Origin of the sequence: Peribacillus sp. RS7 (assembly GCF_041956845.1) — a bacterium.
GTDB lineage: Bacteria > Bacillota > Bacilli > Bacillales > DSM-1321 > Peribacillus.
Genome location: NZ_CP168135.1, coordinates 2,446,537 through 2,459,610 on the forward strand (window position 1 = coordinate 2,446,537; position 13,074 = coordinate 2,459,610).

A 13,074-nucleotide genomic window follows, 5' to 3' on the forward strand; every position below is an offset into this window, starting at 1 on the left:
GAAGCCGAAGTGCTAACTCAAAAAAGTTTGTAAAGTTCTGCTGAGGGAGAATGGTTAATTACTGATAGGGCGATAACCTTATGAATTCCGTTAGTGATTTATTTATATCTCTATAAAGCTGAAGGCCTCCCATCGTTTATTTTGGGAGGCCGTTTTTCTTGTTATCGGTTTTGGCAGGGTGCCTTGACCGTTGTAGGATTTCTTTTATACAAAGTGAATTATACTGTTTGGGCAAGAATCAGATTCTTATATGCTCCGTCTTGATGGAGTAAATTATCATGGGCACCTTGTTCGATGATTTCCCCATTTTGGACAACGATGATGCGATCGGCATGTTTAATTGTCGCTAATCTATGTGCAATGACAAGTGTAGTCCGATTAATCGAAAGTCGTTCCAATGCTTTTTGAACGGCCTGTTCGGTCTCGGTGTCCAGAGCGGAGGTCGCTTCATCCAGTATTAATATAGGAGGATTCTTCAGGAATATACGAGCAATCGAGACACGCTGTTTTTGCCCTCCTGATAATTTCACTCCGCGTTCTCCAATCAAAGTATCCAAGCCTTCGGGCAGCTGTTCGCTACCACTGACTGCAATCTTAGGTTCATTATTGCTGTTATCCGCCGATACATTAGGACGAGTGATCATGGCCCCAATGGAATTGCCAGTGGGAATTATCGTTTCGATTTTAGGAGCGCCGTATTTTATCTACTTACTCGTGAAAAACATTTAATATATGTGAAGAAGTTCAGGAGAGGTAAAGAAAAGTTTAGAAAAAGCACATTTTCCAGCTTGACGGAGGATGGGCTTTTTTTGCAATCAGGGGAATATGCCTTTTTGAGAATCTTTGATGATTTTCAAAGGATATTCATGACCATGTACGATGGATAGGCTGGAAGTGGGGGTGATAAGTCATCCTCTAAAAGAAGTATTTTAAAAAATATGTTGACCGAATGGCTTGTATCCGCTTACAATGATACTTAGTTATTAGTGTATTTAGAAAATTGTAAAAGAGGTACTTGCATGACAAAGGAATTCGACAGAAGAATCGGACGCCATGCAATCATGTACGCGTTTGCGGAAGAAGAGGAAGAAGTCATATTAACGACTGATCTAAAGCGGATGAATTGGCTTTATGGAAAAGGTAAAGTCGGTTCAATGGAGCTGCAGAAAATAGTTGCGGCCATTGAGACATCAGCGAAAAGGCTGGGATTGGTCAATCCCGACATTTATCGTGAAATGCATGCGCTGTATCATGCAATCATCGAAGCACTCCAAGGAGTGACACGCGGCCAAGTCGAGCTTGGCGGTCTTTTGAGGACGGCAGGCCTTCGGTTTGCAATCGTTCGGGGCAGGCCGTTTAAAAACGGGGACGAAGGTGAATGGATTGCTGTCGCCGTGTATGGAACGATTGGAGCACCGGTTCGGGGATTTGAACATGAAGCGGTTGGATTGGGAATTAACCACATTTAAATAATTAAAAGCCTATAGTTATTTAGTGAAATAGGGGGCTGTATTGGAAGACTGGATAAGTCTGTCAATATGGCCTCCTTTTGTTTGTTTAAAAAAGAATAGGGGTGCAGGAAATGATTATGTTAACGGGCCAAACTTTAACGATTGAAGAAGCGAAAAAAGTATTGTATGGGGAAGCATTTGTCACGGCTTCAGCCGAGAGTGTTAAGAAAGTGGAAAAAAGCCGGGAAGCTGTTGAAAATATCGTGAAACAAAAGAAGGTCGTTTATGGCATTACAACAGGTTTTGGAAAGTTCAGCGATGTTTTGATTGATGCAGAGGATGCAGAGCAGCTACAGTGGAATTTGATTCATTCCCATGCATGCGGAGTGGGGGAACCGTTTCCTGAGGTGGTTTCAAGAGCTATGGTCCTTCTCCGTGCCAATGCTCTATTAAAAGGGTTTTCCGGCGTCCGTCCTGTTGTCATTGAACGTTTGATCGATCTTTTGAATGCCCATATCCATCCGGTCATTCCTCAGCAAGGTTCTCTTGGGGCAAGTGGGGACTTGGCGCCGCTTTCCCATTTGGCGCTAGTATTGATGGGAGAAGGGGAAGTGTTTTATAAAGGAGAGCGAATGGAGGCCATCGTAGCTTTATCGAAGGAAGGCATTCTTCCAGTGACACTTAAAGCAAAAGAAGGTCTTGCATTAATTAACGGTACACAGGCCATGACGGGGATGGGCCTCGTAAATTACATTGAAGCTGAACAGCTGGCCCATCAAACTGAAGCAATTGCTTCCCTGACGTTGGAAGGGTTACGCGGCATTGAAGATGCCTTTGATGCGGATGTTCATCTAGCACGCGGTTACCGCCAGCAAACAGAGGTCGCGGAACGGATCCGGCGAATGATCAATGGCAGCCAGCTAATCACCAAGCAAGGAGAACTGCGGGTACAGGATGCTTATTCGCTCCGCTGCATCCCGCAAGTACATGGTGCATCATGGCAAACTCTTGATTATGTTAAAGAAAAATTGGAAATCGAAATGAATGCAGCGACGGATAATCCGCTAATCTTTGATGATGGGGAAAAGGTTATTTCAGGGGGGAACTTCCATGGCCAGCCGATTGCTTTTGCAATGGATTTCATGAAAATCGCTGTTGCCGAGCTTGCGAACATTTCAGAACGCCGGATTGAGCGACTCGTCAATCCACAGCTGAATGATTTACCGCCATTCTTAAGTCCGTCACCTGGCTTGCAGTCGGGAGCGATGATCATGCAATATTGTGCAGCTTCACTCGTCTCTGAGAATAAAACACTCGCACATCCTGCAAGTGTTGATTCCATTCCATCTTCAGCGAACCAGGAAGATCATGTAAGCATGGGAACGATCGGGTCCCGCCACGCCCATCAAATCATTCAAAACGTTCGCCGCGTTTTGGCAATTGAGCTCATTTGTGCCTTACAGGCGGTGGAATACCGTGGAACAGAAAAAATGGCTCCATTTACAAAAGAGTTTTATACGGAAGCAAGAAAACTCATTCCAAGCATCACCCAAGATCGTATATTCTCAAAAGATATTGAAGCAACGGCAAGCTGGTTACATCAAATTGATTGGAATTCATTTATTCACAGGAGTTTACCTACGACATAAATCCCGGTGATTCTTTTTCAATAAACGTTAGGCTTATAGCCCTTTCACTTGGGTTTTTAAGCCTAACATAGTTGCGTAAATGCTACATAGATCCCTGAAATCCAAAAAAGGTCTCAGCATAGAGAAAATGACCTTGAAATAGTAATAAGTGCAGGAAATAACTATTGATGGAATGATCGACTTTACTTATTCGTGCTAGATTAAATATGAATTTTTGGAGGGGAATCCAATTTGGAAAATCGGCAATTGCAACTGCCTGTTAAAAATGAACAGAACCAGCCGTCAAATACTTTACAAAGAAAGCTAAAGGCGCGCCACCTTACGATGATTTCGTTGGGCGGTGCAATTGGAACAGGGCTTTTCCTCGGAAGCGGGCCAGCCATTCACTCTGCAGGACCTGGCGGGGCTTTGGTCGCTTACACCGTAATTGGTATAATGGTTTATTTTATTATGACAAGTCTCGGAGAACTTGCATCATTCATGCCAGTCAGCGGGGCTTTCAGTACCTATGCTACGCGTTTCATCGATCCAGCTCTAGGATTTGCACTTGGTTGGAACTATTGGTTCACGTGGGCGATGACTCTTGCCGCGGAACTATCCGCCGCAACAATGGTAATGAAGTTTTGGTTTCCTAACAGTCCGTCATTTTTATGGAGTTCTTTGTTTTTAGTTTTGATATTCTTATTGAATTACGTATCTGTTAAAGGGTATGGAGAAGGGGAATATTGGTTCTCACTCATTAAAGTGGCGACCATCATCATTTTTATCGTCGTCGGTATTTTGATGATATTCGGGATTATGAACGGAGAGGCGATTGGTTTTAAAAATTTCACAGTTGGTGAAGCTCCTTTTGCCGGTGGTTTTTTGGCAACATTGGGTATTTTCATTGCTGCTGGTTTTTCTTTTCAAGGTACGGAAATAGTAGGTGTGGCAGCCGGTGAAAGTGAAGACCCGGCAAAAAATGTACCTCGTGCAGTTCGCAGTATCTTTTGGAGGATTTTCCTTTTTTACATCCTGGCGATACTTGTTATTGGATTGATCGTTCCTTATACGAATGGCAGTCTGCAGGGACACACGATCATGGTCAGCCCATTTACGATGGTGTTTGAAAAAGTGGGACTGGCATTTGCTGCTTCCGTGATGAATGCTATCATTTTAACGGCCGTATTATCCGCTGGTAATTCGAGCCTTTACGTGACAAGCCGAATGTTGTACTCAATGGCACACGAAGGATTGGCACCGCGTATTTTTGGAAAGCTCAACAAGCGCGGCGTTCCCATTTGGGGACTGGTTGTGACCTCACTTGTAGGGATGTTGGCATTTTTTGCTTCCATTTTCGGTGATGGGGTCATTTATATTTGGCTGATGAATGCAGTTGGAGTCACTGGATTTATATTTTGGTTGGGAATAGCGGCAAGCCATTACCGGTTTAGAAAAGCCTATATTGCTCAAGGGTATTCACTGGACGATCTTCCCTATAAGTCAAAATGGTTTCCTTTCGGACCGATATTTTCCTTTGCTCTTTGTTTTTTCGTTTTATTGGCGCAAAACTATCAGGCCTTTATTGGCGATGACATTAACTGGGCTAGTGTGTTCGCAGCCTATCTTGGCATCCCATTCTTTCTGGTAATGTGGCTTGGATATAAGTTCATTAAGAAAACAAAAGTAACTCCGCTAGAGGAATGCCAAATTGATTTTGATGAACATAGGAATGCCAATTAGTATGTATCGATAATATGCATTAACCTTGAAATGAGTTAGTTGTTTCAAGGTTTTTTTTCTGTATATGTGACACATTTCCATGTATGTCTGCATAAAACATAACCTATAAAAAAAGTGTAAAATTCCAATCTTGCCAGATCCGGAACCGCTTAAATTTACCCGTTATTTATGACAGAAAATCGCTTTTTCCGTTTTTTGGATCATTTTGGATTATAAAAAAACTAAAAAAAATTTGTGGCTGATGATGGGCTTTTATGATTATAGGAAGCCAAAGTGTTGGTATATCAAGGTTTTTAGAGTCTTCAGGAACCTTAAGAATTGATGGCGTAAATGGGCTTTTTAGGCAAGAATTCCGTCCCACATCATTTGAACTTATATTCATTCTTTGTTAAGGTAATGAAGTACTTTAGGGATTCAGGTTCAGTCCGTATGTTGAGACTGAACAAAACTCTAAAATAAAAAACCATTATATTTCAGTTGGTATATGCTGTGCCTGTTAGTTTCCTCAGTTGTATTGCACCTCTTTTCCCTGCAAAGCTCAAATTAGACACATTGGGAATCCCATAATCATATTTCTATGCGTTTTGGTGTTATACTGCACTGCAAGTATCATTCCACCTGGTTAAGGAAATGAAGTACTTTAGAGGGTAGTCGTAAGTCCACCATCTGGACAAAACTCTAAGTGGAAATCGTTTATATTACAGTTGGTATATGTTGTGCCTGCTAGTTTCCTCAGTTGTGATTGCACCTCTTTTTTCCTACTTGAAATGCTCAATTTATCACACAAAAATAATCCAAGTAAAGAAATGCTTCTTGGGAATAATAAATATAGATTATTTTTCTATGCACGTTATGCCCTGTGCCACTGAATAAGTGTCACTTCCGCTTTTTTGAAGAAAAAGTAATGGGGTAGAATAGCTTTGTTAATGTCGGTTATTTCAAGATACTTGTGGATTAATAATCATCACTCGCATAAAACGGGGGAATTCAGCAAAACTGAATATCATATGGGCAACTATTAGAATGAGGTGACTTGATGAAGCCGTATGTAGAAGTCAGAAATGTCTCGAAAATTTTTGGCAAATCTCCAAAAGCAGCAACAGACTTATTGAAGCAAGGCAAGACGAAAAAAGAAATCTTGAAAGAAACGGGACAAACGGTCGGAGTGAATAATGTTAATTTCGAGATTTATCCCGGCGAGATTTTTGTCATCATGGGCCTATCAGGAAGCGGGAAATCCACTTTGATCCGCATGTTCAATCGTTTGATCGATCCCACTTTGGGTGAAATCTTAATTGATGATGAAGATATCGTGAAGATGAACGCTGCCCGGTTAAGGGAAGTCAGACAAAAGAAAATAAGCATGGTCTTTCAGAACTTTGCTTTATTTCCGCATAAAACGATATTGGAAAACGCTGAATTTGGGCTCGAAATTCAAAAAGTGGATCCAGCAAAACGTCATGAAAATGCGATGAAGGCTCTTGAGGCTGTTGGATTGAAAGGCTACGAAAATCAGCTGCCATCACAGCTTAGTGGTGGTATGCAGCAAAGGGTTGGGTTAGCCCGGGCACTCGCAAGTGATACGGATATCCTATTGATGGATGAAGCCTTCAGTGCCCTTGATCCATTGATTCGTAAGGATATGCAGGATGAACTGATTCAAATCCAAGATCAGTACAAAAAAACGATCATTTTCATTACCCATGATCTTGATGAAGCATTAAGAATCGGGGATAGAATTGCCCTTATGAAAGATGGAAGTGTCATTCAATTGGGAACTCCTGAACAAATCATGATGAACCCAGCCAATGAATTCGTCGAGAAGTTTGTGGAAGATGTTGATCTATCAAAAGTTTTGACAGCATCTCATGTGATGATACGCCCAGAGAAGATCGCGGTGGACAGAGGTCCGAGGGTTGCCTTGGAAATCATGCGCAAACAAGGGTATTCCAGCATTTTTGTTGTGGATAGAAAGCAGAAGTTATTGGGGGCCGTGACCGCTGAACAGGCTCGTCAGGCAATGAGCAATAACCAATCGATATCTGAAGTGATGTCAACCGATATCCCCACTGTAAAAGAGGATGAATTACTTGGAAACCTCATGGATGTGATGGCGACTTCAAGTTTGCCAATCTCAGTCATCGATGATCAGAATAGAATTAAAGGAATTCTGCTTCGCGGTGCCGTTATCGGCGCTTTGGCCGGAAATAAAGATTCCTTGAATGAAATGGAGAGTGAATAATTCAATGAATATGCCGAAAATCCCACTAGGAGCTTGGGTTGATTCTTTAGTGGATTGGATAACTATTGTATTTGCTGGATTATTTACACTTATTACGAATGTGATCGAGGGACTACTGGATATCCTGGTCGATGTAATGAGTGCTGGACCTTCCATCTTGTTAATTATAGTCCTTACCCTTCTGGTTACCTATACAAGCAGATGGCCCTTAGGGATATTTACATTCATTAGCTTACTATTGATTGATAATCTTGGTTATTGGGAATCAAGCATCCAAACACTGGCAATCGTTATATTGTCAGGAGTCTTAACGATAGTGATCGGGATACCGATCGGAATATGGTGTGCCCAAAATAACACGGTGCGTAAGATCGTTACCCCGATCTTGGACTTCATGCAAACAATGCCTGCATTCGTTTATTTGATTCCTTCGATCTTATTCTTTGGAATAGGGGTAGTACCGGGAATCATTGCGTCATTCATTTTCGCAATCGCACCGACAATCCGTATGACCAATCTTGGGATTCAAGAAGTGCCTAATGATCTGATCGAAGCATCGGATGCTTTTGGTTCAACCAGCAGCCAAAAGTTATTCAAGGTACAAATACCATTGGCTACTCCAACGATTATGGCAGGAGTTAACCAAAGCATCATGCTGGCGCTATCCATGGTAGTTACAGCTTCATTGGTTGGAGCACCCGGACTTGGGGCGGATGTCTACCGGGCTGTCAGCCAAATAAATGTTGGGCAAGGATTTGAAGCAGGTTTATCCATCGTAATCATTGCAATCATTCTCGATCGTATCACGCAAAACCTACGTAAGCCAGCTTACGAGCATATCATTAGCAGAAAAATCATTTTTACAATATTGGCGTTACTCGTTGTAGGTACTGCACTATTCAGTGCTTTTACAAAAGATACGGCTGTGAACGGGGATAAAAATAGTTTTGCTGCCAAAACCGATTATGAAATCATCGGAATTGAACCTGGAGCAGGATTGATGAAGTTGACTAAAACGGCTATAGATGATTATAAGCTGGATGATTGGAAGTTGGTTGAAGGGTCTTCGGCGGCAATGGTTGCTGAATTGAAAAAAGCGATTGATAAAAAAGAACCAATCGTCGTTACAGGATGGTCACCGCATTGGATGTTCTCGAAATATGACTTGAAATATCTCGAAGATCCGAATGAATCCTTTGGCGGGGCTGAAAATATTAATTCGATTGCCAGAAAAGGCCTTGAACAGGATGCCCCTGGCGCTTATAAAATCCTTGATCAATTCTTCTGGGATACTAAAGATATGGAAAATGTAATGGTCCAAGTTGCTGAAGGGATGTCTCCTTCAGAAGCAGCAGAAAAATGGATAAAGGAAAATCAGGACAAAGTATCCAAATGGACCAAAGGTGCTGAATCAGGAAATGGTGAAAAAATCAAACTGGTTTATGTTGCATGGGACACTGAAATTGCCAGCACAAATGTGATTGGCAAGGTTCTGGAGCAGAATGGTTATGATGTAACATTAAGTCAGGTTGAAGTGGGACCAATGTTTGCCGGCGTTGCAAACGGAAGTGCGGACGCCATGGTGGCCGCATGGCTCCCAGGAACACATCTTGAATACTATAATAAGTATAAAGCTGAAATGGTTGACCTTGGACCAAACTTAAAAGGAACAAAGAATGGTCTGGTCGTACCGGATTACGTCGATATTGATTCGGTTGAAGACTTAAAATAAGAAAAACGCGGGAATTTCAGAAATGAAATTCCCGCGTTTTTTCAGTTTTATTGGACAGCTGGGGTTTTAAAACTGAGGATCAATGTATGGAAACGAACTTACTCCTCAATTCCTCTTCCGTTACTTCGATCTTTCCTTTCAAATCTTCAGCTAGTAATACATAACTTTTCACACCTATGAATTCTGAATGTGATATTAAAAAGAATTTTGTTCCCTTTTTATACGCAGAAGGATCATCTACAATCAACTTAAACATTTTCATCCTTTTTCCACCTTGGATATCATAAATTCGTAACGCATGCATTCATAACTACCTTTGGAGTAGACGTAATAGCATTGAACAAGTTGAAAAGGAATTAGGGCGCTACTAAGATACAACTTCTTCTTTTCACTTTTTATATCATTGATATTTATGAGTGGTCAACTATTTTTACTGGTAGATACAAGAACCAGCGGGCATTGTCATTTGTTTGCAAATTATGAGTATTCCTAACTTTCTGTGGAAGTGCCTATAATTGAATGTTAAAATTCAGTTGGAAAACAGTGTTTCATGATACATAAGAAAAAGAAAAGAGAGGCATTGAAAGAGCTCTCGAAAAGTGATTTTGGAAGGTGTGGAAATATTGAAACCAATCATATTCGATGTTGATACTGGAATTGATGATGCCATGGCGATGGCGTATGCTTTAAATTCCCCAGAATTGGAGGTGCTCGGATTCACGACTTGCTTTGGTAACGTGCCCGTTGTTGAATCGACCCGCAATACACTTGCCGTTTTGGAGAAATTAAATAGGCGCATTCCGGTTTTTGAAGGTGCTGACCAAACTTTGGTGCGCGGAAGGAAGAAGAAATATCCGAAGCATGTTCATGGGGAAGACGGGTTAGGAAATACCCTTCAGTTTGAACCAAGTATCAAAGCTTCACAAGGAAATGCAGTAGATTTCATTATCGATCAAGTGAAGAGCCGACCGCATGAAATTACGATTATTGCAGTTGGTCCACTGACTAACATCGCATTGGCGATTAAAAAAGCCCCAACGATCATGTCCTTGGTAAAAGAGGTCGTTATTATGGGCGGTGCCGTATACGTACCAGGAAATGTAACGCCCTATGCTGAAGCGAACATAATATCAGATCCTGAGGCAGCTGATCAGGTATTTGCTTCAGGGCTGCCAATCACCCTAGTGGGGCTTGATGTGACACTGCAAACATACCTACTGAAATCGAAGCTTGATGATTGGCGTGCCACTGGAAAGGAAAGCGCCAAATTTTTAGCGGAAATGACCGATTATTATATGAAAGCATATGAAAACTCCCATCCAGGTTTGGGCGGTTGTGCACTTCATGATCCTCTTGCTGTCGGGGTTGCGATTGATTCAAGTTTTGTGAGTACGGAATGGATGAACGTCAAGGTGATGACCGAAGGTGAAGAAACAGGCAGGACAATCGGTCAACATGATAGCGAACCTGGAATCCGTGTCTGTACGAAAGTGGAAGCGGTTTGTGAAACACTTTTTGGAACGGGTTATATGAGGGCTTGATCAGGATTTCCATTAACTAAACAACGGAGTTGAAATCCATGTATTGGGTATAAATGCTATCACTTTTCCAAAAACCTTTGGGAAGAGACAGACTGTTTCCTTTGAATTCGATTCTGGCAATATGACGTACTCCTGCTGCGGAAGCATAGCTGAAGTAAGTAGGAGTTCGAAATAATTGGAGATAGGCGAAAAAAATTGGAGATACACTGAAATAAGTTGGAGGTAGGCGGAAAAAAGCCGGGTCAGGCCAAAAAAATATTGTATTTGCTTTGTAAAAAGGAACTCCGTCCATTCGGATGTCCCTTTTTGAATGGTTTGGAAAATATTTCGATTATAAAGACAAACTGTATGGAAACGCTGGATATTTCGAACATTAATCAAACGTTTGATTAATGTTTAATGGAAAAGAGTCTAAAGTCACCGATGAAAATCAGTTATTTGAGTAATGGATCAGGAAAATTGGGTATAAAGAACTTTTTTTGCCATGAAAAGTAAAATATTTAAAATTAATTCAAAAAAAGGGTTAATTACTTGGGAAAACAGGTACATAGACTTTCATAATGCCATATATAGGTTTTTTTACATAATCATAATTTACCATTTTTCGACTTTGCACTTATTTATATGGCAGAAAATGTATGGTTCCATTAAAATGTACTATATAAGATATAAGGAGGAGTTTTCTATGTCACAAATTCGCGTAACACCTTCAGAACTGAAAGATGTAGCTAGGCAATATGATAATGAAAGCCAACAGGTAACGGATATGATTGGTCGTTTAGATAGAATGAGAGATCATTTAACTGGTATTTGGGAAGGTTCTTCCAGTGAGGCTTTCGTCGGGCAGTACGAAGAATTGAAGCCTTCATTCATGGATATGGCTCGTTTGTTGAATGAAGTTTCTCAACAATTGAATAAATCAGCTCAAATCCTTGAAGACACAGATAATCAGATTGCTAGTCAAATTCGCGGATAATCAATAGTCAAAGAGATAAAGAATTTTCTAGGAAAAAGCGCCGCGACTCTTAATGAAGATCGTGGTGCTTTTTTGCTTTTAAAGAGGTGGTTTCCATATATATTCAACTTACGATCGATTTAAACAGGTACACAGGGGAAGTATTTGACTTGCAAGTGTCGAATTACCGCTCCATCAAGAAGGTTGTGGAAATTGTATGGCAGGTAAAGGATATTGCCAGTGCACCTAAAGATGGCTATTGGGTGCGGGTCCAGAATAAGGAGTTTGTATGTTCAGGTTATGATACCCTGCTTGATAGCGGAATTACGACGGGGGACCGCCTTGAGATCCTCTAATGGATTAAGTGTGGGCTCGTTATAGGAATAAAGTCTAAAGCCCTTTAGCAGGGGTAAAGGAGTACATAGAATGGATGAGAAAAAATCTTCATATCTGGAGAAAAAAACAGAAGCTGCAATTGTGAAGGGTGATAATGGGTATTCGTTCGTTTTCCAACGGGCAAAACTGTCGATGCAAGATGCATTGGAATTACAGCTTATTCATGAAGCCGATGATGCTCTCCAGAAACATATAGAAGTGACAGAGGACGAGGTGCAGATCAGAGTAAATCCACCAGCCTCTTTTTTTGTTTTTTCCAAAGCTAAAGATAAAAATCTGATAGGTCGATGGGTATCGTCCTATCAAATCGTGAAGAAAATCAGAAATCATGAATTGACTCGGCTGCAACTAGTCGTCTGTCCAGAAAATATCGTTTTTGATTCAAGCTTGGCCCCATATTTCCTGCATTATGGTGTAAAAGACAGTTTGCCTCCTTATGAACATAATCAAGATGAGCTATTTAAAGAAACGAAGGCAACGATTTCTGCACTTGTGGATGGGCAGTATACATTCGAAGAGTATTTGCTTTACCATAAAACACTAAAACTATCGAACGAATCACAAAGTATACTGGCATCGGGGACTTGGGATGAACTTTCCAAGGTCATTCAAAATCGGATAGAAGCTTTAGAGAAGGAAGAAAAAGCATTTGTACATATCCCTGAAAAGAAATGGAAAACGGGCCGTTATACACTTTGGGGTACGATGATCGTTCTAGTGCCACTGCTGTTGTTTATGATTTACACACTATTCTTCTCCCAACCTAGGCAGGAGGCATATGTAGAAAGCGGTGAAAGCTTCTTAAAACAAAAATACAGTGAAGTCATTGACCGTTTGGAAAACTACGATCCAAAAAATATGCCGTATGTCGTTCAATATGAACTGGCTATGGCCTATGTCACTTATGAGCCGTTAGATGATGTCAGGAAGAAGAATGTAGAAAATGCAATCACTTTGCAAACGGATAGTCAGTATCTTCTATATTGGATTTATATAGGCAGGGGCATGAACGAGGACGCGATCGATTTGGCGAGAATCATGGAGGATCGCGAATTGATTACATATGGTCTGTTAAATCAGAAAGAACAGATTAAGCTAGACGATAACCTTTCAGGGGAAGAAAAGGAAACGCAAATTAAAGAAATCGATACAGAGTTGTCCCAATATGAAAAGGAAATAAAGGAATTGCAAAAGCAAATGGAGGAACAGCAAGATCAAAACCAGCCTGCAACAGAGTCCAATGATCAAGGTGAAGCGGAAGCAAAACCTGCTGTAAAAGAAGTAGAGGAAAAGGAGCCTGCTTCTGGGGAAAAAGAAGAAAGTAAGGATTCCTCGAAAAAATCATCTGAAGAAAAAGAGAAAAGCAAAGAGTGAGCATTTGGCCTT

At 41.0% G+C, this 13,074-nt stretch carries 10 protein-coding genes and 2 pseudogenes; 10 read left to right on the top strand and 2 right to left on the bottom strand.

Annotation, left to right across the window (positions count from 1 at the left end):
• Positions 1-218: 218 nt before the first annotated feature.
• Positions 219-566: pseudogene (locus ACDZ29_RS12530) on the bottom strand (ATP-binding cassette domain-containing protein); the annotation flags it as partial.
• A 28-nt stretch (positions 567-594) separates the two neighbouring features.
• On the opposite strand from ACDZ29_RS12530, the pseudogene ACDZ29_RS12535 reads away from it, so the two are divergent.
• The 6 genes and pseudogenes from ACDZ29_RS12535 to ACDZ29_RS12560 form a co-directional block, all read left to right on the top strand.
• A pseudogene (locus ACDZ29_RS12535) lies at positions 595-729 on the top strand (iron chelate uptake ABC transporter family permease subunit); the annotation flags it as partial.
• 290 nt (positions 730-1,019) lie between these two features.
• Entirely contained in the window at positions 1,020-1,469 is a 450-nt protein-coding gene (gene hutP, locus ACDZ29_RS12540; RefSeq protein WP_289318801.1) for a hut operon transcriptional regulator HutP, read from the top strand.
• 113 nt (positions 1,470-1,582) lie between these two features.
• Positions 1,583-3,100 (top strand): histidine ammonia-lyase, encoded by a 1,518-nt coding sequence (gene hutH, locus ACDZ29_RS12545; protein WP_289323460.1) that lies wholly within the window; start codon positions 1,583-1,585, stop codon positions 3,098-3,100.
• 324 nt (positions 3,101-3,424) lie between these two features.
• On the top strand, positions 3,425-4,822 hold the full coding sequence (locus ACDZ29_RS12550) for an amino acid permease (RefSeq protein WP_289327213.1): 1,398 nt from the start codon (positions 3,425-3,427) through the stop codon (positions 4,820-4,822).
• A gap of 1,036 nt (positions 4,823-5,858) precedes the next feature.
• Positions 5,859-7,064, top strand: a complete 1,206-nt coding sequence (locus ACDZ29_RS12555) for a glycine betaine/L-proline ABC transporter ATP-binding protein (RefSeq protein ID WP_192207592.1) — start codon at positions 5,859-5,861, stop codon at positions 7,062-7,064.
• Positions 7,065-7,068: 4 nt separating this feature from the next.
• Complete coding sequence (locus ACDZ29_RS12560) at positions 7,069-8,796, top strand: glycine betaine ABC transporter substrate-binding protein (RefSeq protein WP_375090945.1); 1,728 nt, start codon at positions 7,069-7,071, stop codon at positions 8,794-8,796.
• Between the two features lie 79 nt (positions 8,797-8,875).
• Here the strand turns inward: ACDZ29_RS12560 and ACDZ29_RS12565 are convergent, their stop codons facing one another.
• On the bottom strand, positions 8,876-9,058 hold the full coding sequence (locus tag ACDZ29_RS12565) for a hypothetical protein (RefSeq protein WP_289318811.1): 183 nt from the start codon (positions 9,056-9,058) through the stop codon (positions 8,876-8,878).
• Positions 9,059-9,419: 361 nt separating this feature from the next.
• On the opposite strand from ACDZ29_RS12565, the gene ACDZ29_RS12570 reads away from it, so the two are divergent.
• From ACDZ29_RS12570 to essB, 4 genes are all read left to right on the top strand, one after another.
• Positions 9,420-10,337 (top strand): nucleoside hydrolase, encoded by a 918-nt coding sequence (locus ACDZ29_RS12570; protein ID WP_375090946.1) that lies wholly within the window; start codon positions 9,420-9,422, stop codon positions 10,335-10,337.
• Between the two features lie 685 nt (positions 10,338-11,022).
• Positions 11,023-11,313: a WXG100 family type VII secretion target gene (locus ACDZ29_RS12575; protein WP_034306171.1), complete on the top strand. Its 291-nt coding sequence runs from the start codon at positions 11,023-11,025 to the stop codon at positions 11,311-11,313.
• A 95-nt stretch (positions 11,314-11,408) separates the two neighbouring features.
• Positions 11,409-11,648, top strand: a complete 240-nt coding sequence (locus ACDZ29_RS12580) for an EsaB/YukD family protein (protein WP_289318832.1) — start codon at positions 11,409-11,411, stop codon at positions 11,646-11,648.
• 70 nt (positions 11,649-11,718) lie between these two features.
• Positions 11,719-13,062: a type VII secretion protein EssB gene (gene essB, locus ACDZ29_RS12585; RefSeq protein ID WP_375090947.1), complete on the top strand. Its 1,344-nt coding sequence runs from the start codon at positions 11,719-11,721 to the stop codon at positions 13,060-13,062.
• The last annotated feature ends 12 nt before the right edge of the window (positions 13,063-13,074 follow it).

What these genes read in the sequence shown, in the direction of transcription:
- hutP (WP_289318801.1), top strand. Translation starts at nt 1,020, where the DNA reads ATGACAAAGGAATTCGACAGAAGAATCGGACGCCATGCAATCATGTAC.
- hutH (WP_289323460.1), top strand. Translation starts at nt 1,583, where the DNA reads ATGATTATGTTAACGGGCCAAACTTTAACGATTGAAGAAGCGAAAAAA.
- ACDZ29_RS12550 (WP_289327213.1), top strand. Translation starts at nt 3,425, where the DNA reads ATGATTTCGTTGGGCGGTGCAATTGGAACAGGGCTTTTCCTCGGAAGC.
- ACDZ29_RS12555 (WP_192207592.1), top strand. Translation starts at nt 5,859, where the DNA reads ATGAAGCCGTATGTAGAAGTCAGAAATGTCTCGAAAATTTTTGGCAAA.
- ACDZ29_RS12560 (WP_375090945.1), top strand. Translation starts at nt 7,069, where the DNA reads ATGAATATGCCGAAAATCCCACTAGGAGCTTGGGTTGATTCTTTAGTG.
- ACDZ29_RS12565 (WP_289318811.1), bottom strand. Translation starts at nt 9,058, where the DNA reads ATGAAAATGTTTAAGTTGATTGTAGATGATCCTTCTGCGTATAAAAAG.
- ACDZ29_RS12575 (WP_034306171.1), top strand. Translation starts at nt 11,023, where the DNA reads ATGTCACAAATTCGCGTAACACCTTCAGAACTGAAAGATGTAGCTAGG.
- essB (WP_375090947.1), top strand. Translation starts at nt 11,719, where the DNA reads ATGGATGAGAAAAAATCTTCATATCTGGAGAAAAAAACAGAAGCTGCA.